The organism is Micromonospora sp. CNZ280 (assembly GCF_011759515.1).
The window spans coordinates 1260673-1281443 of record NZ_JAAOYP010000002.1; the positions used below are offsets into that span (position 1 = coordinate 1260673).

At 71.3% G+C, this 20771-nt stretch carries 22 protein-coding genes and 1 pseudogene; 10 read left to right on the forward strand and 13 right to left on the reverse strand.

Annotation, left to right across the window (positions count from 1 at the left end; genetic code table 11):
• The first annotated feature begins 115 nt into the window (after nt 1-115).
• The gene (locus tag FHX32_RS20580) at nt 116-532 is read left to right on the forward strand and encodes a DUF6234 family protein (RefSeq protein WP_167185447.1); all 417 of its coding nucleotides are present in this window, start codon (nt 116-118) and stop codon (nt 530-532) included.
• A gap of 51 nt (nt 533-583) precedes the next feature.
• Here the strand turns inward: FHX32_RS20580 and FHX32_RS20585 are convergent, their stop codons facing one another.
• The 7 genes from FHX32_RS20585 to FHX32_RS20615 all read right to left on the reverse strand — a co-directional run bounded on the left by FHX32_RS20585 (nt 584) and on the right by FHX32_RS20615 (nt 6020).
• A complete protein-coding gene (locus tag FHX32_RS20585) occupies nt 584-1102 on the reverse strand; it encodes a hypothetical protein (protein ID WP_167185451.1) in 519 nt (172 codons plus the stop codon).
• A 44-nt stretch (nt 1103-1146) separates the two neighbouring features.
• A complete protein-coding gene (locus tag FHX32_RS20590; protein ID WP_167185454.1) occupies nt 1147-1938 on the reverse strand; it encodes an SDR family oxidoreductase in 792 nt (263 codons plus the stop codon).
• A gap of 1 nt (nt 1939) precedes the next feature.
• Nucleotides 1940-2935, reverse strand: a complete 996-nt coding sequence (locus tag FHX32_RS20595) for an LLM class F420-dependent oxidoreductase (RefSeq protein ID WP_167186326.1) — start codon at nt 2933-2935, stop codon at nt 1940-1942.
• 274 nt (nt 2936-3209) lie between these two features.
• On the reverse strand, nt 3210-3500 hold the full coding sequence (locus tag FHX32_RS20600; RefSeq protein ID WP_167185457.1) for a DUF4287 domain-containing protein: 291 nt from the start codon (nt 3498-3500) through the stop codon (nt 3210-3212).
• Between the two features lie 3 nt (nt 3501-3503).
• Entirely contained in the window at nt 3504-4049 is a 546-nt protein-coding gene (locus FHX32_RS20605; protein ID WP_486481209.1) for a dihydrofolate reductase family protein, read from the reverse strand.
• Nucleotides 4050-4188: 139 nt separating this feature from the next.
• Nucleotides 4189-4857: a response regulator transcription factor gene (locus FHX32_RS20610; RefSeq protein WP_167185460.1), complete on the reverse strand. Its 669-nt coding sequence runs from the start codon at nt 4855-4857 to the stop codon at nt 4189-4191.
• A complete protein-coding gene (locus tag FHX32_RS20615) occupies nt 4854-6020 on the reverse strand; it encodes a histidine kinase (protein WP_208418909.1) in 1167 nt (388 codons plus the stop codon). The genes FHX32_RS20610 and FHX32_RS20615 overlap by 4 nt, the downstream gene beginning before the upstream one ends.
• A 143-nt stretch (nt 6021-6163) precedes the next feature.
• Between FHX32_RS20615 and FHX32_RS20620 the strand changes: the two genes are divergently transcribed.
• Nucleotides 6164-7156, forward strand: a complete 993-nt coding sequence (locus FHX32_RS20620; protein ID WP_208418910.1) for a hypothetical protein — start codon at nt 6164-6166, stop codon at nt 7154-7156.
• Between the two features lie 55 nt (nt 7157-7211).
• Nucleotides 7212-8075, forward strand: a complete 864-nt coding sequence (locus tag FHX32_RS20625; RefSeq protein WP_167185463.1) for a DUF1028 domain-containing protein — start codon at nt 7212-7214, stop codon at nt 8073-8075.
• 50 nt (nt 8076-8125) lie between these two features.
• On the opposite strand, the gene map is transcribed toward FHX32_RS20625, so the two are convergent.
• The gene (gene map, locus FHX32_RS20630) at nt 8126-8944 is read right to left on the reverse strand and encodes a type I methionyl aminopeptidase (protein WP_167185466.1); all 819 of its coding nucleotides are present in this window, start codon (nt 8942-8944) and stop codon (nt 8126-8128) included.
• Nucleotides 8945-9033: 89 nt separating this feature from the next.
• Here map and FHX32_RS20635 point away from each other — a divergent pair, with 89 nt between their 5' ends.
• The 3 genes and pseudogenes from FHX32_RS20635 to FHX32_RS34600 all read left to right on the forward strand — a co-directional run bounded on the left by FHX32_RS20635 (nt 9034) and on the right by FHX32_RS34600 (nt 10771).
• The gene (locus FHX32_RS20635) at nt 9034-9300 is read left to right on the forward strand and encodes a helix-turn-helix domain-containing protein (RefSeq protein WP_167185469.1); all 267 of its coding nucleotides are present in this window, start codon (nt 9034-9036) and stop codon (nt 9298-9300) included.
• A 421-nt stretch (nt 9301-9721) separates the two neighbouring features.
• A complete protein-coding gene (locus tag FHX32_RS34595; RefSeq protein ID WP_208418911.1) occupies nt 9722-9904 on the forward strand; it encodes a DNA glycosylase AlkZ-like family protein in 183 nt (60 codons plus the stop codon).
• A gap of 10 nt (nt 9905-9914) precedes the next feature.
• Nucleotides 9915-10771: pseudogene (locus tag FHX32_RS34600) on the forward strand (winged helix DNA-binding domain-containing protein).
• A gap of 176 nt (nt 10772-10947) precedes the next feature.
• Here the strand turns inward: FHX32_RS34600 and FHX32_RS20645 are convergent.
• On the reverse strand, nt 10948-11925 hold the full coding sequence (locus FHX32_RS20645; RefSeq protein ID WP_167186337.1) for an MFS transporter: 978 nt from the start codon (nt 11923-11925) through the stop codon (nt 10948-10950).
• A gap of 123 nt (nt 11926-12048) precedes the next feature.
• Nucleotides 12049-13278, reverse strand: a complete 1230-nt coding sequence (locus FHX32_RS20650) for a DUF2254 domain-containing protein (RefSeq protein ID WP_167185472.1) — start codon at nt 13276-13278, stop codon at nt 12049-12051.
• A gap of 933 nt (nt 13279-14211) precedes the next feature.
• Between FHX32_RS20650 and FHX32_RS20655 the strand changes: the two genes are divergently transcribed.
• From FHX32_RS20655 to qcrA, 4 genes are all read left to right on the forward strand, one after another.
• Nucleotides 14212-14859 (forward strand): STAS domain-containing protein, encoded by a 648-nt coding sequence (locus FHX32_RS20655; protein WP_167185475.1) that lies wholly within the window; start codon nt 14212-14214, stop codon nt 14857-14859.
• A gap of 123 nt (nt 14860-14982) precedes the next feature.
• A complete protein-coding gene (locus FHX32_RS20660) occupies nt 14983-15900 on the forward strand; it encodes a mechanosensitive ion channel family protein (protein WP_167185478.1) in 918 nt (305 codons plus the stop codon).
• Between the two features lie 198 nt (nt 15901-16098).
• Nucleotides 16099-16926, forward strand: a complete 828-nt coding sequence (gene qcrC / locus FHX32_RS20665) for a cytochrome bc1 complex diheme cytochrome c subunit (RefSeq protein WP_167185481.1) — start codon at nt 16099-16101, stop codon at nt 16924-16926.
• Complete coding sequence (gene qcrA, locus FHX32_RS20670) at nt 16923-18011, forward strand: cytochrome bc1 complex Rieske iron-sulfur subunit (RefSeq protein ID WP_167185484.1); 1089 nt, start codon at nt 16923-16925, stop codon at nt 18009-18011. Before qcrC ends, qcrA begins: the two co-directional genes overlap by 4 nt.
• 315 nt (nt 18012-18326) lie before the next feature.
• Here the strand turns inward: qcrA and FHX32_RS20675 are convergent, their stop codons facing one another.
• The 3 genes from FHX32_RS20675 to FHX32_RS35265 form a co-directional block, all read right to left on the reverse strand.
• Nucleotides 18327-18557, reverse strand: coding sequence for a hypothetical protein (locus FHX32_RS20675; RefSeq protein WP_167185487.1), 231 nt, complete (start codon nt 18555-18557; stop codon nt 18327-18329).
• A 187-nt stretch (nt 18558-18744) separates the two neighbouring features.
• Nucleotides 18745-19446 carry a maleylpyruvate isomerase N-terminal domain-containing protein gene (locus FHX32_RS20680; RefSeq protein ID WP_167185490.1) on the reverse strand — a complete coding sequence of 234 codons (702 nt, stop codon included), beginning with the start codon at nt 19444-19446 and terminating at the stop codon, nt 18745-18747.
• Between the two features lie 22 nt (nt 19447-19468).
• Complete coding sequence (locus tag FHX32_RS35265) at nt 19469-20704, reverse strand: low temperature requirement protein A (RefSeq protein ID WP_167185493.1); 1236 nt, start codon at nt 20702-20704, stop codon at nt 19469-19471.
• Nucleotides 20705-20771 lie beyond the last annotated feature (67 nt).

Sequence of the window (20771 nt, forward strand, 5' to 3'; positions counted from 1 at the left end):
GCGGGCGCTCTCCCCGACAGGCGCCCGGCGGACGTTCCGGCGAGGCGGCGCCCACCGGTCGAGCTGGGTATCGGCACTCAGGCGCGCCGGCGGCCAGCGACTCTATCGTCGCGGCATGACGTCGACCGCCACCTCGCGCTGGGCTCCCACCACCGTCGCCCTCCTCACGCTGGCCTGGGTGGTCGCGGTGCTCGCGACGCTGTGGTGGTGGTTCGGCATCGGCCTGGCGGGTTGGGCCGACCAGCACTCCGGCCAGGGAAGCCGGGCGGCGGACCGGGAAGGAGCCCGGGCGACCCTGGTGCTGGCCGTGGTGGCGGTGGGCGGGCCGATCCTCGTCGCCGTCGCCGCGTTCACCGGTCGCCTGGTCCGCACCGGAGCGGTCTACCTGGCGGTGGCGATCGTGCTCGGCGCGCTCGGCGCGCCGGTGGCCGCGGACGCGTACCGCACGCAGAACCCGCCGCCGCCCCCGCCCCCGGCGCCCACCGTCTGCCAGGAGCGCAGCGGCGGCGACACCCGCTGCCCGGGTGGCTGAGGCGGCCGCGACCACGGTGACCGGGGCGACACCGCGCCGGCCGGGCCGAACTCAGCGATCCGTGACCGCGGCGGGGGACTCGTCCCAGGTCCACAGCGAGCGCAGCGCGATCCCGTCATGACCCGACAGGGTGCGGTTGGTGGCCAGGTAGCGGGCGGCGAGCTGGCCGAGGGCCTTGCGTTCCTCGCGGAACTCCGCGCGGGTCCACCGGCGGGCCATCGCGCGTTCCCACAACCGGTCGACCTCACGGTCGAGGTCGGGCACCAGCGCGGTGCCGGCCGGCGAACCAACCAACAGCACGGCGTACATCGCGCTGTTCCAGGCGATCGTCGCCTCCCGGTAGTCCGCCATCGCCGCCGCCGCCTCGTCGCCGCGCTTGTCCTCCAGGTACGCCAGGTTCATCAGCCGCCGCACCAGGGACTGCAGCGCCGACAGCAGGTCGATGGCGGCCTTCAGCTGCGCGTCCCGTTGCCACCGGCGGTGGTCATGGCGGACGGTCGCCAGCGCCACCAGCAGCCCACCGGCGATGGCGAGCACTCCTCCGACCAGTGAACCGAGGACAGCCTCCATGGGGTGCAGTGTGCCGCCGTGGCACAAGCCGGGGCGGCGGCGCCTCAGCCGCGCAGGCGGCGGACGAGTTTGCGCAGTCCGGCCTGCCAGCCGTCGGGGTCCTCGGCGCGGCGGCGGGCGTACCCGGCGACCTCGGGGTGCGGCAGGATGAGGAAGCGCTCCTCGGCCAGCCCGGCGATCACCGCGTCCGCCACCTGGTCGGGGCTGAGCACCGCCCCGGAGGCGGCGATCACCCGCGCGCCCAGGTGCCCGGCGGCCAGCCCTTCGGCGAGCATCGGGGTGTCCACCCCCTGCGGGCAGAGCGCACTGACCCGCACGCCCTGGTCTCGGTAGGTGACCGCGAGCCATTCGGCGAAGCCGACCGCGGCGTGCTTGGTAGCTGTGTACGGGGCGTCGCCGACTGCGGTCAGCACGCCGGCCGCGGAGCAGGTGGCCAGCAGGTAGCCCCCGCCCCGGGCCAGCATACCGGGCAGCACCGCCCGGGCGGCGTAGACGTGGGCGAGCACGTTCACCCGCCAGGCGCGGTCCCAGTCGGCGTCGGGCAGGTCCACTCCCCCGCCGGTGGCCACGCCCGCGTTGGCGCAGAACAGGTCGATCCGGCCGTACCGCCGCTCGGTGTCGGCGACCAGCGCGCGGACCTGCTTCTCGTCGGTGACGTCGACGGCGACGGCGTGGGCGACCGGGCCGATGCCGGCGGCGACCGCGTCGGCGCCGTCGGCGTCGAGGTCGGCCACCACCACGGCGGCAGCGCCCTCGGCGGCGAACCGGCGGGCCAGCGCCGCGCCGATCCCGCCGGCCCCACCGGTGATCACGGCGATCCGGTCGGTCAGGTTCACCTCAGCTCTCCCGCCCGCCGGCCGCCGCTACCCGGGCGGGGCCGAGCCGGCCGATGAGGTCGGCCAGCGCCGCGGCGCCGCCAGCGGCCAGCTCGGGGGTGGGCAGCAGGGCCAGCACCGGCACGTCCACCCCGGCGTCGGCGTACCGGGCGACCTGGTCCCGGCACCGTTCGGGCGAGCCGTGCAGCACCAGCGCGTCGACCACCTCGTCGGGCACCGCCGCGCCGGCGCCCCGCCGGTCGCCGGCGGCCCAGGCCCGCCACATCGGCCCGAACACCTCCTCCCGACCCAGCCAGCGGTGGAACTCGGCGTACGCCGGGACGGTGAGGTAGCTGGTGATCAGCCGGCGGCCCAGCGCGCGGGCGTGCGCGGCGTCCTCGGTGGGGCAGACGAAGATCCGGGCGACCACCTCGAACCCGGGCCGCTGCTGCCCGGTCGCGCCGAGCGCCCGCGGTACGTCGTCGGCGGCCAGCCAGTTGAGGATGACCCCGTCGGCCTCGGCGGCGGCCAGCCGCAGCATGCCGGGACGCAGCGCGGCGAGCAGCACCGGCGGCGGCGTCGCGGGCGGCCGTTCCAGGGTGAACCGACGCACGCTGAAGGTGTCGTACGCCCCGTCCACCGTCTCGCCGGCCAGCGCGGCGCGCAGGAAGCGCAGCACGTCCCGGGTGCGGCGGAACGGCTCGGTGTACGGGACGGCGTTCCAGTCGCCCACCACCACGGGTGAAGAGGCGCCGATGCCGAGGGCGAACCGGCCGGGGGCGGCGTCGGCGAGGGCGGCGGCGCTCATCGCCAGCAGCCCCGGCCCCCGGGTGAACGCGGGGGTGATCGCGGTGCCCAGGCGTAGCCGGGGCTGCCAGGCGGCGGCGAGCGCCAGCGGGGTGAACGCGTCGGCCCCGTTCACCTCGGCCGACCAGACGTCGGTGAACCCGGCCCGGTCGAGGGCGGCGTAGACCGCCGCGTGATCGGCCAGCGGGATCCCGCCGAGCGGCACCGTCATTCCCCATCGCGTCGTCACCGGTCGATCGTGCCCGCTCGCCGCGACCCGGATCAAGATTCCGCCCGCCGGTTTCCCGGTTACCGGACGGCCGGGCAGGTGCCGGTGCTACGACTGCGGCCGGGCGGGTGTGACGGCGGAGCGGGCTGACCATGGCCGCGTCCAGGGCGGTGGACGGCTGCTGCCCTCCCCCGGCGCCGCCGCCCGGTCGGGCGACCTTCGGAGGCAGCCGCCCCGCCGTTGCGAGAATGCGGCACCGCAACGGTTGACGTCGTTGTCAGGTCGGGCGGGTGGCCTTGCCGTCGAGCCACAGGGTGTCGGTGGCGTCGCGGTGGGAACCGGCTGAGCCGACGTGCTTCGTGCTGATCTTCGGCCCCTTCTTGATCACGTGGACCAGGGCCATCGCGTGCCCGCGCCCGAGGCCGTACTCGCTCTTCAACCAGTCGACGATCACCCCGGCCTTCACGTCGGCCGCGTCGAAGTTGCGCTGCCTGGCCTCGTCGACGAGGGCGCGGGGAGTCTTGCCGGTCTTGTCCTCGATGGCATCGAGGTACGCCTGGAACGACATTGGTCAGCCTCCGATCCAGTAGTGCAGGTGCACGACGCCGCTCTCGAACGTCGTGGAGTCCTCGAGGTTCATGGCGACGCGCTTGCCGTCCGCCGGGAACAGCCGGGTTCCGCCGCCGAGCACGACGGGGAACATCATCAGGTGCAGGTCGTCGATCAACCCGGCCTCGAACAGGGTCTGGACGACCGAGACGCTGCCGGAGATGTTGATGTTGCGGCCGGGTGCTGCCTTGAGTTCGGTGACCCGCCGCACGAGGTCGCCGTCGAGCAGTTCGCTGTTGGTCCAGTCGGCCACGGTCAGCGTCGTGGAGGCCACGAGCTTGTGGATGCCGTTGAGGGCGTCGGCCATCGGGCCGGTCTGGGCTGCCCAGTACCCGGCGAACTCCTGGTAGGTGCGGCGGCCCAGCAGCAGGGTGTCGGCGTCGGCGATCATCGCGCCGATGGTCGCCGTGGCCTGTTCGGTCATGTGCTGGAACGTCCACTGCTCGGGTGCGCTCACCACGCCGTCGGCGGAGATGAACAGGCCCGCCACGATCTTTCGGTACGTCACGTCGTCGTCCTTTGCTGTGCGGAGGTTTCGACAACCACCTTGCGTGACCGCGAGACAACGATCAACGACGGTTCCGGCAACCATCGTTGCGCCAGAGACAACGATCTGGCGCACCGGACCGGGTTGGGCCGGGCCGGGATCAGTCGAGCAGGCCGGCCTGGTGCGCCAGGATCGCCGCCTGCACCCGGTTGGCGAGGCCCAGCTTCGCGAGGATCCGGCTGACGTGGGTCTTCGCCGTCGCCTCGCTCATGTAGAGCGAGGCGGCGATCTCGGTGTTCGACAGACCGCCGCCGACAGCGACCAGCACCTCCCGTTCCTTCCCGGTGAGCACGGCGAGCCGCCGCCCGGCGTCGCGGTGCCGGTCCGGCGTCGGCTCGGCGAACGTCCGGAGCAGCCGGCGGGTGACGCGTGGGGAGATCATCGCGTCGCCGCGCGCCGCGCTGCGCACCGCGGCGAGCATGTCGTCGGCCGTCGCGTCCTTCAGCAGGAACCCGACGGCGCCGTTGCGCAGCGCGGTGTGCACGTACTCGTCGAGGTCGAACGTGGTGAGCACGACGACGTACGGCGGCGGGTCGAGCCGCGCCATCCGCTCGGTCGCCGTCAACCCGTCGCCCCGGGGCATCCGGATGTCCATGAGTACGACGTCGGGCCGGAGCGTCCGGGCGAGGTCGACGGCCTGGACGCCGTCGGACGCCTCCCCCGTCACCGTGATGTCAGGTGCCGCCTCCATGATGGTGCGCAGCATCGAACGCACCATCCATTCGTCGTCGACGATCAGGGCCTTGATCGGGCTGGCTGGAGAGGTCATCGCTCCTCCCACCGGAAGATCGGCACCTCGGCGGTCACCTCGAAGCCACCGTCGGCGGTGGGGCCTGCGGTGAACTCGCCGCCGACCAGCCGCACCCGCTCGGCGAGCCCGAGCAGCCCGTGGCCGCCGACCGGCAGCGAGGCATCGGCGGGCGGCCGCCCCCGGCCGTTGCTGACCGACAGTCGCAGCAGGTGCGGGGTCTTCTGAACGCGCACCCGGGTCGGTGCCCCCGGTGCGTGCTTGTGCACGTTGGTCAGCGCCTCCTGGACGAACCGGTAGGCCGTGTGCTCCACGAGCAGCGGGGGCCGTTCCCCCGCCGGGTTCGTCACGTCGAGGGTGACGGGGATGCCGACCTGTCGGGACTCCTCGATCAGGACGTCCAGCTCGGCGAGCCCCGGGTGCGGAGCGAGCGGAGCGTCGCCGTCGTTGCGCAGGACCGCCACCAGGGAGCGGAGTTCGGCCAGTGCCTCGCGGCCGGTCGCTCCGATCTGTCTCCCGATGGTGACCGCCTCCTCGCCCTCGGCCACCTCCAGGGCGGTGGCCTGCAGCACCATCAACGCGACCCGGTGCGTGACCAGGTCGTGCATGTCCCGGGCGATCTGAGCCCGTTCGTCGCTGCGGGCCCGGGCGACGCGCTGCTGCTGCTCACGTTCGATGCGCTCCGCCCGCTCCCGGATGCGTTCCACCAGTTCGTGCCGGGTGCCGACGTACATGCCCAGCAGCGCCGGCGCGACACACACCGCCATGCTGATCGGGATCGCGCCGTCGGCTCCGGCGAACCGCCAGAGCGGGACGCCCACCAGGACGGCGGACGCCAACGTACCGGCGGTGACCCTGGGCCAGGCGGTGGTGCGCTCGGCCAGCGTGTACAGCGCGACCGCGACGGCCGCATGCGCCGGCACGAGGGCGTTGGCCAGCAGTGCTCCCGCCAGCACGATCACCGGAAGCCGACGCCGCCACCTGGTCAGCAGCCCGACTCCGACGGCGAGCGGGAGGCCCAGCCACAGCGGCGGGACCCCGTCGAGCCCGGCGAGCGTCGGCCCGAAGAAGTCGGTACCGAACTCGCCCGTCGCCGTGAGCACCGCGACGACGAGCGCCACCGCCGTATCGGTCACCGGGCGGCGCGACCACGGCGTCGCCGGGTGCGGATCGTGCGCAGTCATCGTGCCCCCAGGCTAGGCATCTTCGCTGGCCTGCGCGTCAGCAGGAAGTTGTACGCGACCCCGGGGATTCACAGCCGATCCAACGATCCGCTCTCCCGGATCGGCCGACGTCCCGGCCCGGTGCGACCGGCAACCCTGGTCGCATGCTCATCCACGAACGGCCCGGCCGATCGGTCGGCGCCAGAAACCTGCAGGTCGCCTTCGGGGTCTTCGCCGTCGTGGCGGGCGCCTTGATCGCGCTGCGGCAGGACGCTCACCATCCCCTGTTCCAGACCGCCGGCGTGGTGGGGTACGCGGTCGCCTCGGTGCTCTCCTTCGGCAGCTGGTACGCGCTCGGCCGGGCGGCGGGCGCCGCGCGCGCCCGGCGGATCCTGATCGTCTTCCACCTGCTCTTCATTCCCGCGCAGTTCCTGTTCCTGCTCGCCCATCAGGCGCCGTGGCTCGGCATGCTGCTGTCGACGGTGATCACGGTCGGGCTGAAGCCGCGCTTCCCGCGGCTCGGGCGGGTGGCGCGCAAGGTGTGGCTGACGCTGCACATCGGCATCGGCGTCGGCTGGCTGGGCGTCTCCCTGGCGATGCTCGTGCTGTCGATCGTGGGGGCGACCACCGACCGGCACGAGATGCGACACGGGGCCTACGTGCTCATGGACACGTTCAACATCGCGCTGGCGATCCCGAGCGTCTTCCTGGCGATCATCACCGGTGTGGTGGTGTCGCTCGGCACGCCCTGGGGGCTGATCAAACACCGCTGGGTACTGGCCAAGCTGGTCATCGCGCTCAGCCTGCCGGTCCTCGCCACCTTCGAGGGCCCGTGGATCGACGAACTCATGGCGCGCAGCGAGGACCCGGCCGCCGAACCCGGCGGGACCGGGATGCTGCTGGTCGGCGCCATGGCGCTGTTCCTCGCCCTGCTCTGGACCGCGACGATCCTCTCCGTCTTCAAGCCCGGCGGCAGGACGCGCTGGGGGCACCGGGAGAACGCCCGAGGGCGGCCGGTGGCGACCGCGATGACGCTGGGTACCGGCCAGCCGGTCACCGACAGCGGCGGAGCGGGGCCTCGGGGCGCCCGGCGGGGGCCGACCGCCGGCCGGCAAGCCGCACGCGCACACATCGCTCGCGGCGGCCCGCCCTCCTGAGCGGGCATCCAGCGGCGCCGATGCGAACCCGGCCGGGAGCGCTAATCTCCAACGCGTGACCTTCTCCATCGTCGCCCGCTCCGCCGACGGCCGCCTGCACGGCGTCGCCGTGGCCAGCAGGTTCCTCGCCGCCGGGGCGCTCGTCCCGGCCGCCGAGGCCGAGGTCGGCGCGCTCGCCACCCAGGCCCACGTGAACCTCGCGTACCGCCCGCAGGGGCTGACCATGCTGCGCACCGGCGTGGCGGCCGCCGACGTGGTGGCCGGGCTGGTCGCCGCCGACCCGGATCGGGACCACCGCCAGCTCGGCGTGGTCGCCGCCACCGGGCCGGGCGCGACCTTCACCGGGCTGATGTGCCACGACTGGGCCGGCGGGCAGGCCGGGGACGGTTGGGCGGCGCAGGGCAACATCCTGGCCGGCCCGCAGGTGATCGACGCGATGCGGGACGCCTGGCTGGGCGGGGGTGCCCTGCCGTTTTCGGAACGGCTGCTGGCCGCGCTGCGCGCCGGTGACCAGGCCGGCGGTGACCGGCGCGGTCGGCAGAGCGCCGGGCTGCTGGTGGTCGAGCGCGGCGGCGGGTACGGCGGCACCGGCGACGCGCTGGTAGACCTGCGGGTCGACGACCACGCCGACCCGGTGACCGAGCTGGGCCGGCTGCTCGCCGTGCACACCCTGCTGTTCAGCCGGCCGGACCCGGCCACCCTGCTGGAGCTGACCGGTGCGGTCGCCGCGGAGGTCGGCGCGCTGTTGACCGCGCTGGGTCTCCCGGTCGACCCGACCGACCCGCAGGAGGCGCTCTTCTCCTGGGCCGGCATGGAGAACCTGGAGGAGCGCCTGGTGCCCGGGCGGATCGACCCGGTGGTGCTCGACCACCTGCGCAAGGCGGTGCCACAGGTGCCCGCGCCCCGGGCCGGCAGCTGAGGTCGATCGGTCCGGAACGCCCTGAGTCCCGCCCGGGGGCGGGCAGTGGGTCAGGAGGCTTCGGCCGCCCTCCTGGTGGGATCGGCGGAGGTGGCGCCGGCGGTGGGCCGCCGGGTCAGGACCTGAGGGCCGGAAGCCGTGATGGCTACCGTGTGCTCGGAGTGGGCGGCGCGGGAGCCGTCGGCGGAGCGGATCGTCCAGCCGTCGGGGTCGAACACAATCTTGTCGGTGGAGCGGCAGAACCACGGCTCGATGGCGATGGTGAGGCCGGGCTGGAGTTTCAGGCCGCGGCGGGCGCGGCCGTTGTTGGCCACGTGGGGGGCCTCGTGCATGGTACGGCCGATGCCGTGGCCGCCGAACTCGCCGTTGACGCCATAGCCGTACGAGCGCGCGACCTCGCCGATCGCGGCCGAGATGTCGCCGAGGCGGCCGCCGGGTTGGGCGGCGGCGATGCCGGCTTCCAGCGCGACCTCGGTGGCTTCGATCAGCTTCTCATCCGCCGGGTCGGGGGCGCCGACGATGACGGAGATCGCGGAGTCGGCGGCCCAGCCGTCGATGCTGGCCGCCATGTCGATGCTGAGCAGGTCACCGTCGCGCAGGACGTAGTCGTGCGGCAGGCCGTGCAGCACCGCGTCGTTGACCGACAGGCACAGCACGTTGCGGAACGGGCCGCGGCCGAACGACGGGGCGTAGTCCCAGTAGCAGGATTCGGCGCCGCGTTCGGCGATCCGGCGGCGGGCGTGGTGTTCGAGGTCCATCAGGTTGAGGCCGACCGCGGCGACACCGCTCAGCTCGGCGAGCAGCTCGCCGACGAACTGGCCGGTCACCGCCATCCGGCCGATCTCCTCGGCGGACTTGAGCTCGATCACGACAGGTTCCCTCCCCGCGGTCGGTATTTTTATACCGGGATTTTTATACCACGCCCGGCCGGGACGCTCCGGAGGGATATCCTGCTGGCATGGTTCGCCAACCACTCACCGCCGAACAGATCGCAGCGGGCCAGCGCCTCGGAGCCGCCCTCCGCACCGCGCGCGCCGGCCGCAGCCTCGTCGAGGTGGCCCTGGCGGCCGGCATCTCCCCCGAGACGCTGCGCAAGATCGAGGCGGGCCGCCTGCCCGCGCCGGCGTTCGGCACCGTGGTCTGCCTCAGCCAGGCCCTCGACGTACCCCTCGGCGACCTGGCCGACGTCTGGCTGGCCGACATGCCCGTCCGTCAGGCGTCCTAGCGACTTCACAATCGGGCCGTGAAAAGGGTGCCTCGATCGTCACTCGCCGAAGAGTACGGACCTTCACCCATGCAGTGCCCCCAGGCGACAACCGCGACGTTGAGGACGGCTACGGATTCCGCAAACGGGTCTCGGTGGCGCGATGGTGGCGGTCGGCCAGTTCGCGCACGAGTTCGACAAGTTCAGCCGGCTCTGTCACGGTGAAGTCGTTGACCCAGGCGCAGCAGGTCCAGATCCTCGGCAAGACGCTCGGACGTCCGCTCACCGGCGAGGACCTCGAACCGGGCCCCGTGCTGGAGCAGATACGCCAGTTCATGGACCCCGAGTTCCTGATCGCGCTGTTCGAGTGTGGCAGGGGGAACCGGGAATGGCGCCGGTGTTGGGACAACGGCAGCTGGGCCGAGCCCTGTTGGCTCGTCAGATGCTGCTGGAACGAGCCGACACGACCATCGAGGAGGCGGTCACCCATCTGGTCGGCCTGCAGGCGCAGGCACCGTACGCGCCCTACTTCGGGCTCTGGAGCAGACTGCGCACAAGTGGCACCACCGGTCTGACGAACGCGTTGCTGGAGCGGCGGGTGGTGCGTATCGCCCTAGATGCGTAGCACGATCCACATGGTTGTCACCGATGACCACCGCATTCTGCGGCCCTGGGCGCAGCCAGCGCTCGACCGGAAACTTGACACCGCGTTCAGGAAACCGCTGACGGGGATAGACCGTCCGGCCGTGGCGAAGGCGGGCGAGGCCCTGCTCGGCGCAAGGCTTCTCACCCCGGCCGAGCTCGGGGCGTCGCTGCAGGAACGGTGGCCCGATCGCGAGCCCCGAGCGCTCGCCGCCATCATGCGGAACCTGGTGCAGCTGGTTCAGGTGCCGCCACGCGGGCTCTGGGCATCGGCGGCGCCACCCGGTATGCGACGGCGGCCGACTGGACCGGCGTTGAGCCGGCCGCCGTCGCCGACGCGGAACAAATCGTCCTTCGCTACCTCGCCGCTTTCGGCCCTGCCTCGGTCAGCGACGTGCAGACCTGGGCCGGCCGAACCCGACTGCGTCCGGTCCTGGAAAGGCTTCGGCCCCGGCTGGCGGTCTTTCGCAACGAGTACGGGGTGGAACTGTTCGACCTCCCGGATGCGCCGCGCCCCGACCTCGATGTCCGTGCGCCGGTTCGCTTCCTGCCCGAGTACGACAACGTGCTGGCTTCCCGTGCCGACCGTACTCGCGTGATTTCGGATCAGTTCCGCACACGGGTCATGACGCGAAACGGGATGCGTGCCACCTTTCTGGTGGACGGGCAGGTGGCCGGAGCGTGGAAGCTCCATCGGGCCAAGGGACGGGCGACGCTCGACATCGATCCGTTCCGGCCGCTCAGGGCCGGCGAACGTAGCGAGGTCGAAGCCGAAGGCGCCCGGCTGCTTGCGTTCGCCGCGCCCGACGCTCGCCACGACATCGGGGGCACCATCCTGACGACGACATGACCTCCCGGCTGTCCGGGGCGGCTGCGCCACCTGGCGAAACTCGGCTCGACCATGTCGAGGCCGGCATCGGTGTCGGCGTCGGCGGTCCCGAGGGCCATGACGCCCTCGGCGCTGATCTTCGGCGCCGAGCTTGGCGCACACCAGTCTCCTGACCCGCGCCGCCGCCGGCACCCTCGTCAAACGGGACGGCCGGTCTCGACCGCTACCGGTGGCGTTCGTGACACGGGTTTGGCAAGGCCGGATGGCCTCGCCGCGACCAGCACGACGAGGACGGCGAGGCCCGAGCCGTACGTCATGAGCACCGCCGGCGACGTCGCGTCGACCACGATGCCGCCGAGTAGCGCGCCGAGCGCGATGGTGGCCTGGAACGAAGACGTGAACAGCACGGACGCGGCCTCGGCTGAGCCCGTGCCCGAGGCCGCGAACCAGGACTGCGAACAGACCGGCAAGGCCCCGTAGGCGAGGCCCCATACGGCGAGCAGTACAGCCGCTCCGATCGTTGCGGTGCCGAACACGGGCAGCAGCCCGGTGGCCGCGGCGAGCGCGACAGCGCTGGCGATGAGGGTGGCCTGCAGGCGAAGCCGCACATTCGCGCCGGCGATGAAGTTGCCGACAACGCCAGCGACGCCGTAGACCAGCAGGAAGGGGGTGACCGACCCGACGGCGGTAACCTGCTGCAGCAACGGGGTCACGTAGGTGTATGTGCCGAAGTGCGCGGTCACGATCAGGACTGTCAGGGTCAGTGCGGTGCGGCCGGTGCGATCACGCACCACGTCCACCAACGCGGCGAGCCTGACCGGTTCGGCGGCGGGCAACGGCGGCAGCACCGCGACCAACGCCAGCAGCACGATCACGGTGAGCGCGCCGAGCACGACGCCGACGAGTGCTCGGGACGCCACCATGAGTGGGTAGGACGTCGCGGTGGCAGCGACGAGGTTCGCCGCAGCCAGCAGCAGGATCAGCCCGCACAGCAGCATTCGCCGGTCGAGGCGGCCGACGGCGACAGTGACGGCCGGTGCCGACACAGCCGCCAGCAGGCCCGGCATCGTCATCGTCAGACCAGCAATGCCGTCAGAGACGCCGAACGTGGACCCGATCGAGGTCAACAGGCCGATCGGCAGGATCTCGGCAGTGACGATGACGAAGATCCCCAGTCGTGGAGAATCGCTCCGTCCGAAGGCACCGCCGGTGGAATCCCCGTGAGGACTGGGTCGGTAGCGGACCCCACCCCGGCCGGATCCTGGGCCTGGCCACCCCGTGGTGTGGCCGCCGCCAACTCAGGGGTGGCCGGGAGTGTCGGCTTCGGCAGGGTGCTTCTGGTGCGGCAGTCGGCGTCGGATCGCCGGCCGATGGGTGGGCAGGGCGACCGCGTCCAGGTCGGTGAGCACGGCGTCGAGCAGTCGGGTAATCCGGTGCTGGGTGCCGGCGGTGGCGCGTAGGCCGTCAACGATCATCGCCAGGTAGGTGTCGTACGCGACGTGCCTCATGCGGACCCGAACCCTGCCGTCGTCGTCGCGGACGACGCCCGCCGGATCGGGGCGGGTAGCGAGCCGGCGAAGGAGGTCGTGCGCCTCCTGCACTGCGCGCACCGCAGTGGTCACGTCGTTCGAGGCGGGAGACAGGGCCCGTTCGGCGATGTCGGCCAGTTGCCGGAAACCGAACCCGATGTCTTGACCCGGTGTCCGCTCTGCGGCGATGGTGACGCCTCGTAGGGCGCGGTCGGCTGGTAGCGGGCTGGCAGCGCCGATGGCCAGCCGGTGGACGTTGAGCAGAGGTACGCCAGCGGCAACGAAGTCGCCCGGGGCGGGTACGACCGTTAGAGCGCAGTCGTATTCGCGGGCGAGCAGGGCGAGCAGGTCGAGGTCGACGCGGGTGACGATGCCTGGCGTGGGAGCCGAGACGACCTGCACGACCTCGCCGGAGACGGCTGGAGCCGGCTCATCGCGTTCCGGGACGTGTCGGGCGATCGTGCGGCGAGTCTGCGCGCCGATTGCGGCGATGATGTGGGATACGCGCATCACGGTGGTGATGTGGTGTAGGTAGTAGATGAAAATGCCGCTGCTGACCAGGACGAGTGTCATCGACACCGCGAGGGAGAACTCCGGTAGGCGTTCGTTGTCGTTGGCTGGCAGCGCGGCCAGTACGACCATCGCGAACAGGAACGTCGCGACGAACGTGCCCAGTGTCGCCTGGATGATCCGGTCCTGTAGGAACGTTCGTAGCACCCGGGGCGAGTACTGGCTGCTGGCCAATTGCAGCGCGACGACCGTGATGGAGAAGACCAACGCGGTAAACGAGATCATCGCGGTGATGATCGAGGACAGCAGCGAGCGCGCGCCGGCGGGACCGCTGGGCAGGATCCCCTCGATGGGGAGGCCCAGACGCAACTCCAGCACGGACAGGGCCGCCGCCGTCAGCACGGCACCCGTGGCGAAGGTCGCTGGCAGCAGCCAGAAACTGTTCCGAATCTGGCCGATCCGGGACGGGGGCGTGGGTGACTCGCTCATGGCGACCCGGTCTCTGGGCCTCACACCCCGATCGTGACGTACCTCAGACCTTTCCGCTCGTTGTCTGTCGAGATGGTCAAGGGCGTTCGGCAGCAGGGTCCCGGGGGCAGGCGGCTGTGCTTGATCACATCGCGCCTTGGCGAACCTGATATGAGCCGGCGGCGCGTTCAAGACGCTGCAGCGGCACGTCGTCACCGTAGTGGGCGCAGATCGTCATCGTTTCGTCGTCGTGTCCGCAGCACTGCCGGGTAGCACGTGGGGATCAGCCGCTACGGAAGGAGCAGGCATGGCACCCGACCGGACTGCGACGTTGGTCAAGCTCGGCGACTCCGGGCGAGCGATCGCGGCCGCCGAGCCGGACCTACGCGGCCGACACGTCGCCGACGTCGACGCGCATCGACCTGGGCAGGGTCGACGACCTGCTGACTGGCAGTAAGGCAGGTGCCGACCTGCGTCGCCGTGCAGCGCGGTGGACGCGGTCAGCGCTCGGGGGCGTTTGTCACGCAACCGTCACGCGATTGCGGACCCAGTGCCAAGCCAGGGTCGCAAGGTGGATGCCGAACATCGCGCCGCATGGAGGAGGCATATGGGACCGGGGCCGCCGTACACCGACTGCCGGGTCACAAGGGCCGAGGTGAGCGTGGCCGGGGGATTGGATCTGGCCGGTCTGGGCGGTCGGCCGTCTGGACCAGATCCTGCCAGTCCTCATGACAGGTGCCGCCCCTCCGACGCCGGACATCGGCCTGTCGGACTCCTCTGCCACCGATGGTGACGGCAAGAGCATGACCGGCTGCAGCGACTTTCAGCGCCGAGCCCGCCAGCCACACCGATCGACCGGGGCCGTCCCGCGCCGGGTGGCGCCGGTCCTTCAGGACCGCCGATCGGTGTGGTCGGTCCGGCGCGGATGCGGGCGAACGCAACGAGGAGGTAGCGATGACCGTCGCGCCTGAGGATCTCATGACCCTCGTCTGCGACACGTGCGGTGACACGATCACCGGGGCCGGGTCGCTGCTGCCCGACACGGAGGTTGTCTGGACCCTGATCTCGGAGAACGGCTGGACCGGCTCACCCATCCCCACTGGGCCGCACCGCTGCCCACGCTGCGGATTGTTCCCCGCGATCGCCGACGCTGGTGCCGGTGGGGAGAGTCGCCGTCGGAGCGGCACCGTGTCCGGTATCGACTGTCTGACGGATGTGACGATCGTGACCCTCGTCGGTGATATCGATATCGACGCATGCGGTCCGCTCCGTTCCGCTTTGCACACGGCGATTGCGGTCAACGGTTACGTCATCCTTGATCTGACCGAGGTTCACCTGATCGACTCCACTGCCCTCGGACTGCTCGTTCGCGCTCAGCACGAGGCCCGTAGGCGTGGTGGGGTGCTGGGCCTCGCCGCACCCTCCCGGTTCATCCTTTCCGTGCTGCACACCATGCACCTCGCTGACCTCTTTCCGATCTTCACCAGCTGCACTGAGGCGACCGCCGAACTGGCGCCGGGATGGCAGCCCCGCCAGTGGCCAGCGCCTCATCCGATCTTCGTCGACGCGGACGACAACGGCGCAAGCCACGATGGCCGATGATCGGATGGATACGACGTCCCGGTTTCCGGGGTTCGGCAGCCTCGGACCCGCCTATCGTGGAAGTGACCTGGCGCGGGGCAGGCCGACGGGCGGCTCCTGTGACGATGGCGCGGAGCGCGGAGCGTGGACTCGTTCGTGGAGGCGGTCTGGGACGTCAGCAGTGTGGGCGGTCGTCTCGTCACCACTGCCGTCCTGATCGTGGCGGCGGTCGTGATCGCTATCATCGCGGGCCGTTTGGCGACCTTGCGGGTAGCCGACACGACCAACCGCTACTACCTGCGCAAGGCGGTCCACTATCTCACCGTCGTGGCGTTGCTTTTCGCGCTGGCGCTGCTGTGGCGGCCGTTCGCTGGCCGCGTCGGCGTGGTTTTCGGTCTGCTCGCCGCCGGGCTCGCCCTGGCGATGCAGGAGGTCATCGGCGCGTTCGCCGGATGGGTCAGCATCCTGACCGGCAGGCAGTTCCGCGTCGGGGACCGAATCCAGATGTGCGGCGTCCGCGGGGATGTCCTGGACATCACACCACTGCGCACGCGAATCCTGGAAAGCGGCTCCTCCACCGACCCCGAGTCGTGGATCCAAGGCCGCCAATACACCGGTCGGGTGGTATCCCTGTCCAACCGGTTCGTGTTCAGCTCACCCGTTTACAACAGCAGCACCGTCTTGGACCACCTGTGGGAGGAACTCACGCTGCCCATTCCGTATCAGGCCGACTGGCACATGGCGGAGCGAATCCTGCGCGAGGAAGCGGAGGCCATCTCGTCGACGGCCGAAGCGCGGCGGGCAATCGAGCAGATGCGTCATCGGTATCCTGTCGCCGAGGCGGAGGTCGATGCCCGCGTCTTCATCCGCGCCACACCGAACTGGGTGGAGCTGTCAGCCCGCTTCGTGGTGCCCGTGCGCGCCGCCCGACAGGTCAAGGACCACGTCACCCGGCGGGTGCTGGACCGCTTCGCCGAACACGGTCTCCGGGTGGCGTCGGTGACTCAGGACATCACCATCCATCCGCCGCAGGAATCGGAGGGCTCCGTCTCTCCCGGCTGACGCGTCAGCGAGCACCGTCGGAAGCCGGTTGCCGGCTCACCATCGCCGGACACGCTCCGCCAGGTTCACGGGGTTTCGCCCGCCGTCGGCACACGCGGGAAAGGGGACGGCACCTGGTCGGCGTAAGTGCCACCCCAAGGAAAAAACTCGTATACCGTGACAAATTGTCGCCTCACTGTGTGCGAGACAGAGGAAGCCATGGCAGATCGACCGCGACACGGTGGTGCCCGCCAGCGGGAGTGCCGTCGCCCTGGCCGTGCCATCCGGCGCCTTCAGGCCGTCGTCCGGATGGTCGCGGCGCTGGTCCTGGCCGGTGGTGCGTACATCGCGTTCGCTCCGCAGGCCAGCGCCCAGGAGGAGCCAGGGCGCAGCGCGGCAGCCGCGGAGGGTGAGGCGCTGTTCGAGGTCGGCTGCATCACCTGTCACGGTCGCAGCGCTGGCGGCGTGGAGGGGCGCGGACCAAGCCTGATCAACGTCGGGGGCGCCTCGGTGGAGTTCCAGGTCGGCACCGGCCGGATGCCGCTGGCCCGCCAGGAGGCACAGGCGCAGCGCAAGCCACAGTTGTACACCGACGAGCAGGTGCGGCAGCTGGCCGCGTACGTCGACTCGCTGGGCGTCGGCCCGGTGGTTCCGGACGACGTCGACGCGTTGGTCGAGGACGCCAACCTCGCCCGCGGCGGCGAGCTGTTCCGGATCAACTGCTCGCAGTGCCACGCCTTCGGCGGCGGGGGCGGTGCCCTCTCCTCCGGCAAGTACGCCCCGAGTCTCTACCCGGCCAGCGAGCGGATCATCTACGCCGCGATGCTGAGCGGCCCGCAGAACATGCCGGTGTTCGGCGACAGCACGCTGACCCCGGAGCAGAAGGCGGACATCATCGCCTACATCCAGCGGGTCATTCAGGCCGACACCGACCCGGGCGGGTTCGATCTAGGCCGGTACGGCCCCTCCACCGAGGGCCTGGCCGTGTTCCTGGTCGGCATCGTCGCGCTGGTCTTCGCCAGTCTCTGGATCGCGGGTAAGTCGTGAGCAACCACGTCACGCAGCAACAGCGCGAGCCGGTCGACGTCAACGACCCGAAGCTTTCTCGTTTCGACATCGTCCGTGAAGGCGCCCGGCGCGACGACATCGAGATCGTCCACTACGAGCCGCAGGTGGTGACCGGCTCACGAGCCGAGCGGCGACTGGTCCGTACCGTCGCGGCGACGTTCCTGATCGCCGGCTTGTCAGCAACCGCGTTCCTCATCGTCTACATCTGGTGGCCATGGCGATTCGAGCTGATCGGCGGGCTGTCCGAGTACTACACGCCGTTGCTCGGCGCGACGCTGGGCATCGCCCTGCTGGGGACCGGCCTCGGGATCCTGACCTGGGGCAAGAAGCTGCTACCCAAAGAAGTGTCCATCCAGGATCGCCATGAGGGAGCCGTCTCCCCCGATGAGCGGCGCATCACCGGCCAGACCATGCTCTACATGGCGGACGAACTCGGTGTGAAGCGGCGCCCGCTGCTCGGCATCTCGCTCCTCGCCGGCCTCGTCCCCGTCGGCGCGGTCATCGCCGCTCCCCTCGTCGGCGGGCTCATCCGCGACCCCCACACCGACCGGGAGCTCTTCCGCACCGGCTTCGCTCCCGCCGACGACCAGGGCAGGATCACCCGGATCCGCCTGGTCCGCGAGGACGGACGCCCCGTACGCCCGTCGGACCTGCTCGCCGGCAGCCAGGTGACCGTCTTCCCCGGCATCCCTCATGGCGTCAGCAACCAGCACGCCGACTCGGTCACCCTGCTCATCCACCTGCGCGCTTCGGACGCCCTCACCGCCCGCGAGAACAACCGCGAGGCCGGCAAGATCGACTGGATGTGGGGCAACTACATCGCCTACTCCAAGATCTGCACCCACGCCGGCTGCCCCGCCAGTCTCTACGAGCAGCAGACCAATCGGCTGCTCTGTCCCTGCCACCAGTCACAGTTCCTCATCACCAACAACGCCGAACCGATCTTCGGGCCGGCCAACCGCCGGCTGCCGCAACTCCCCATCGAGGTCGACGACGAGGGCTTCTTCGTCGCATCGTCCGACTACCAGGAGCCGATCGGACCCGACTTCTGGGAACGTCCCTGACCCTCGTGACCGGAGCGGTCGACGGGCACCGGACGCGGGCACCGGTCCCATCGGAGCGCAGCCGGTTGCCGATGTCCTCAATAGCCGCCGGGGGGATGGTGCGAGGGTGGCTCCTCCGTTCCGGCCGCCGCTTCGATTACCAGGGCGTGCAAGCCGGCTCGCCCCACCGACCTGGGCCGCCTCCAGTTCGTCGCCGAGTTCGCCCTGCGCGCCTGGCCGGCCCGGTACGACGCGTGCCGGTTCTGGCGGCGCAACTGGTGGCAGGTGATGGTCCTTGCGGTGCCGTTCCTGCGGTTCGCCCGGGCCGCCGCCACGCTACGCGCTGCCCGCGCCGGGGGCGTCATCACCGCTGCTGTTCGCGGCTCCCACTCGACCGGTCGCCTGCTGACCGACCGACTCGCCTGCCTGCTGATCATCACCACGACAATCGTCCTCATCGTCGGGCAGGTGCTGGTCCTCACCGGCAGCTACCGCTACCGCTCGTTCGGAAAAGCCCTGCACGACGTCGCGCTGACCACGATCACGGGCGACCAGCCCGGCGATCACCAGCTCTGTCCTCGGTATCGCGTTGCTCGCTACGCTGTGGTGGTTGCACTTTGGCGCCCAGCGTCGAGCAGGCGATGCACGGAACTCGGGGCCATGCCCGGCTCCCGCTGGCCCGTGACGTGTTCCCTTTTCGTCCGCCCGGGCGCACCAGCACAACGCGCCCGGCTCGCGTGCAGCGGGCCGGTGGTCAGCCGGCGAAGGAGAGCCAGCGGAAGCCGGCCGCGTCGACAGCCGCCCGCTCGGCGTCGGTCAGATCGGCCCGGCCGGTCGCCTTGCGGATAAGGGTCAGCCGGTCCCAGCCCAGCTCGGCCGGGGCCGGGTGGCCGCCGGTGAGCAGGTCGGCGACGACCTCCGCCGCCGCCGGGGTGAGCCACGGCCGCCGGTCCAGCGCCGCCGCCAGGTCCAGGCCGTGCACGCCGACCTCCACCACCCGGGTACGCAGGAACTCGCCGAGCGCCATCGCGTCGCCGTGCCGGGTGCGTACCACCCGGTCGGGCGGCTGGGCATCGACCGCGTCGAGGGTGGCCCGCCAGGCCCGGTCGAAGTCCGCGACCAGCGCCGCCCCGTCGAGTTCCCGGGCCTCCCGCCGGCCGGCGTCGATCCGGTCGGCGTCCACCGCCGGGGCGAACTTCGCGGCCCCGAAGTAGCCGGCCGCATCCACCTCGGCCCGGGCCGGGGCCGGCGCGGCGAGCATGTCCACCAGCCGCCCGGCGCCGGTACGCACGTGCGCGAGCAGCTCCCGCACGGTCCACGGCGCGCAGCCGGTGGGCCGGTCGAAGTCCGCCTCGTCGACGTCGCGCAGCACCTCGCCCAGCCGGGCACACTCGTCGTGGAACCCTGTTCGTACGGCCTGCACCGGTCCTCCCCTCCGCCGGCCGTACCCTCTCACACCGACCGCGGGACGCCCGTGGTCAGGGGTGCCGCCACCAGGACCAGTTCTTCCGCGAATCGGCCGGATGGGGCTCTTCCAGCGGACGGCGGGCGGCCCGACGGGTGTCGACGACGGCGATGCCGAACAGCACCAGCGCGGCGGTGATCCCGGCAGCCAGCGGCGGAGCGTTGATCAGCGGTACCGCGGTGGTGAGCAGCACGCCGATGCCGATCCAGCGGCGTGGGGAGACCCGGGAGAAGACGGCGTGTTCCAGGGCGGCCCGACCGACGAGGTAGCAGGCCGGCCCGCCGAGGATCAGCGCCAGCCACGCCGGGTAGGTGCGTCCGAAGATGTGGCCCTGGATGATCTCGTGCCCGATCGCGGTGATCACGATGCCGAGGATCATCACCGCGTGGACGGACGCGACGAAGCGCCCCAACCCGGCGGGATCCCGGGCCGCGGCGACGGCCCCGCCGAGCACCAGACCGACCCGGTGAAAGTAGATGCGCCACAGCAGCACCACGGTGACGAAGGAGGTGACCAGCGCGACCGTCGAGTAGCGATGGCCGCGGTCGGCGCCGCTGGAGTAGATGATGCCGACCGCGAGGAACGTCTCGCCGAGGGAGATCAACACCAGCTGGGTGTACCGGTCGGAGAGATGGTGCGGTGCCTCCATCCACGCCGATGTCCTGCCACGCCCCATCCGGGGTGCCGGCCAGCCCAGCCGCGCCGCGCCGAGGTCGATGACGGCTGCGATGATCCATAGCAGCAACTGCGCCCGGCCGGGTGCTAACGCGCCGAGGACCCAGCACGGCGCCGACAGGGTGAACCAGAGCGCGACGCGCCAGTACACCCGGGCCAGCGGGTGCCGGCCGAGCAGCACGGCGAAGATCACGGACCAACTGAGCTGGCCGAGCACGTACGACAACGCGAACGGAAGGGCGCCGCCGCCGTCGAACACGTGCTCCACGTTGGCACCCATGATCAGCAGGGCGAAACCCGTGGTCAGGATCGCCCACTGCGCCCCCGGGCTGCGCGGATTGAGACGTGCGGTCCGGTAGGCGGTTATCGCCCACAGCCAGAACAGCGGCACGAACAGCAGCAACGTGCGACCGAGGGTGGTCCAGCGCCGGGCCACGTCCGACCTGTCGAGGCCCGGGTCCTCCAGGCCGGTCACCGCGGAGGCCACCAGCCGGTTCAAGGCGAACACCATCACCAGGTCGAGGAACAGCTCCACGTACGTGGCCTGCTGCGCGCTCTCCGGGCTACGCAGCAACCCGGCCGCGTGACCCCGACCCCAGCGCCTCCACGCTCCCGCCACCTGCTCATCGCAGCCGACTCCC

Excerpts from the sequence above, each read along its gene's own strand:
- FHX32_RS20615 (WP_208418909.1), bottom strand. The coding sequence starts at position 6,020 with ATGACTGCGCACGATCCGCACCCGGCGACGCCGTGGTCGCGCCGCCCG.
- FHX32_RS20595 (WP_167186326.1), bottom strand. The coding sequence starts at position 2,935 with ATGACGGTGCCGCTCGGCGGGATCCCGCTGGCCGATCACGCGGCGGTC.
- FHX32_RS20635 (WP_167185469.1), top strand. The coding sequence starts at position 9,034 with ATGGTTCGCCAACCACTCACCGCCGAACAGATCGCAGCGGGCCAGCGC.
- FHX32_RS20620 (WP_208418910.1), top strand. The coding sequence starts at position 6,164 with ATGCTCATCCACGAACGGCCCGGCCGATCGGTCGGCGCCAGAAACCTG.
- FHX32_RS20655 (WP_167185475.1), top strand. The coding sequence starts at position 14,212 with ATGACCGTCGCGCCTGAGGATCTCATGACCCTCGTCTGCGACACGTGC.
- qcrC (WP_167185481.1), top strand. The coding sequence starts at position 16,099 with ATGGCAGATCGACCGCGACACGGTGGTGCCCGCCAGCGGGAGTGCCGT.
- FHX32_RS20585 (WP_167185451.1), bottom strand. The coding sequence starts at position 1,102 with ATGGAGGCTGTCCTCGGTTCACTGGTCGGAGGAGTGCTCGCCATCGCC.
- FHX32_RS20600 (WP_167185457.1), bottom strand. The coding sequence starts at position 3,500 with ATGTCGTTCCAGGCGTACCTCGATGCCATCGAGGACAAGACCGGCAAG.
- FHX32_RS20650 (WP_167185472.1), bottom strand. The coding sequence starts at position 13,278 with ATGAGCGAGTCACCCACGCCCCCGTCCCGGATCGGCCAGATTCGGAAC.
- FHX32_RS34595 (WP_208418911.1), top strand. The coding sequence starts at position 9,722 with ATGCTGCTGGAACGAGCCGACACGACCATCGAGGAGGCGGTCACCCAT.
- FHX32_RS20610 (WP_167185460.1), bottom strand. The coding sequence starts at position 4,857 with ATGACCTCTCCAGCCAGCCCGATCAAGGCCCTGATCGTCGACGACGAA.
- FHX32_RS20580 (WP_167185447.1), top strand. The coding sequence starts at position 116 with ATGACGTCGACCGCCACCTCGCGCTGGGCTCCCACCACCGTCGCCCTC.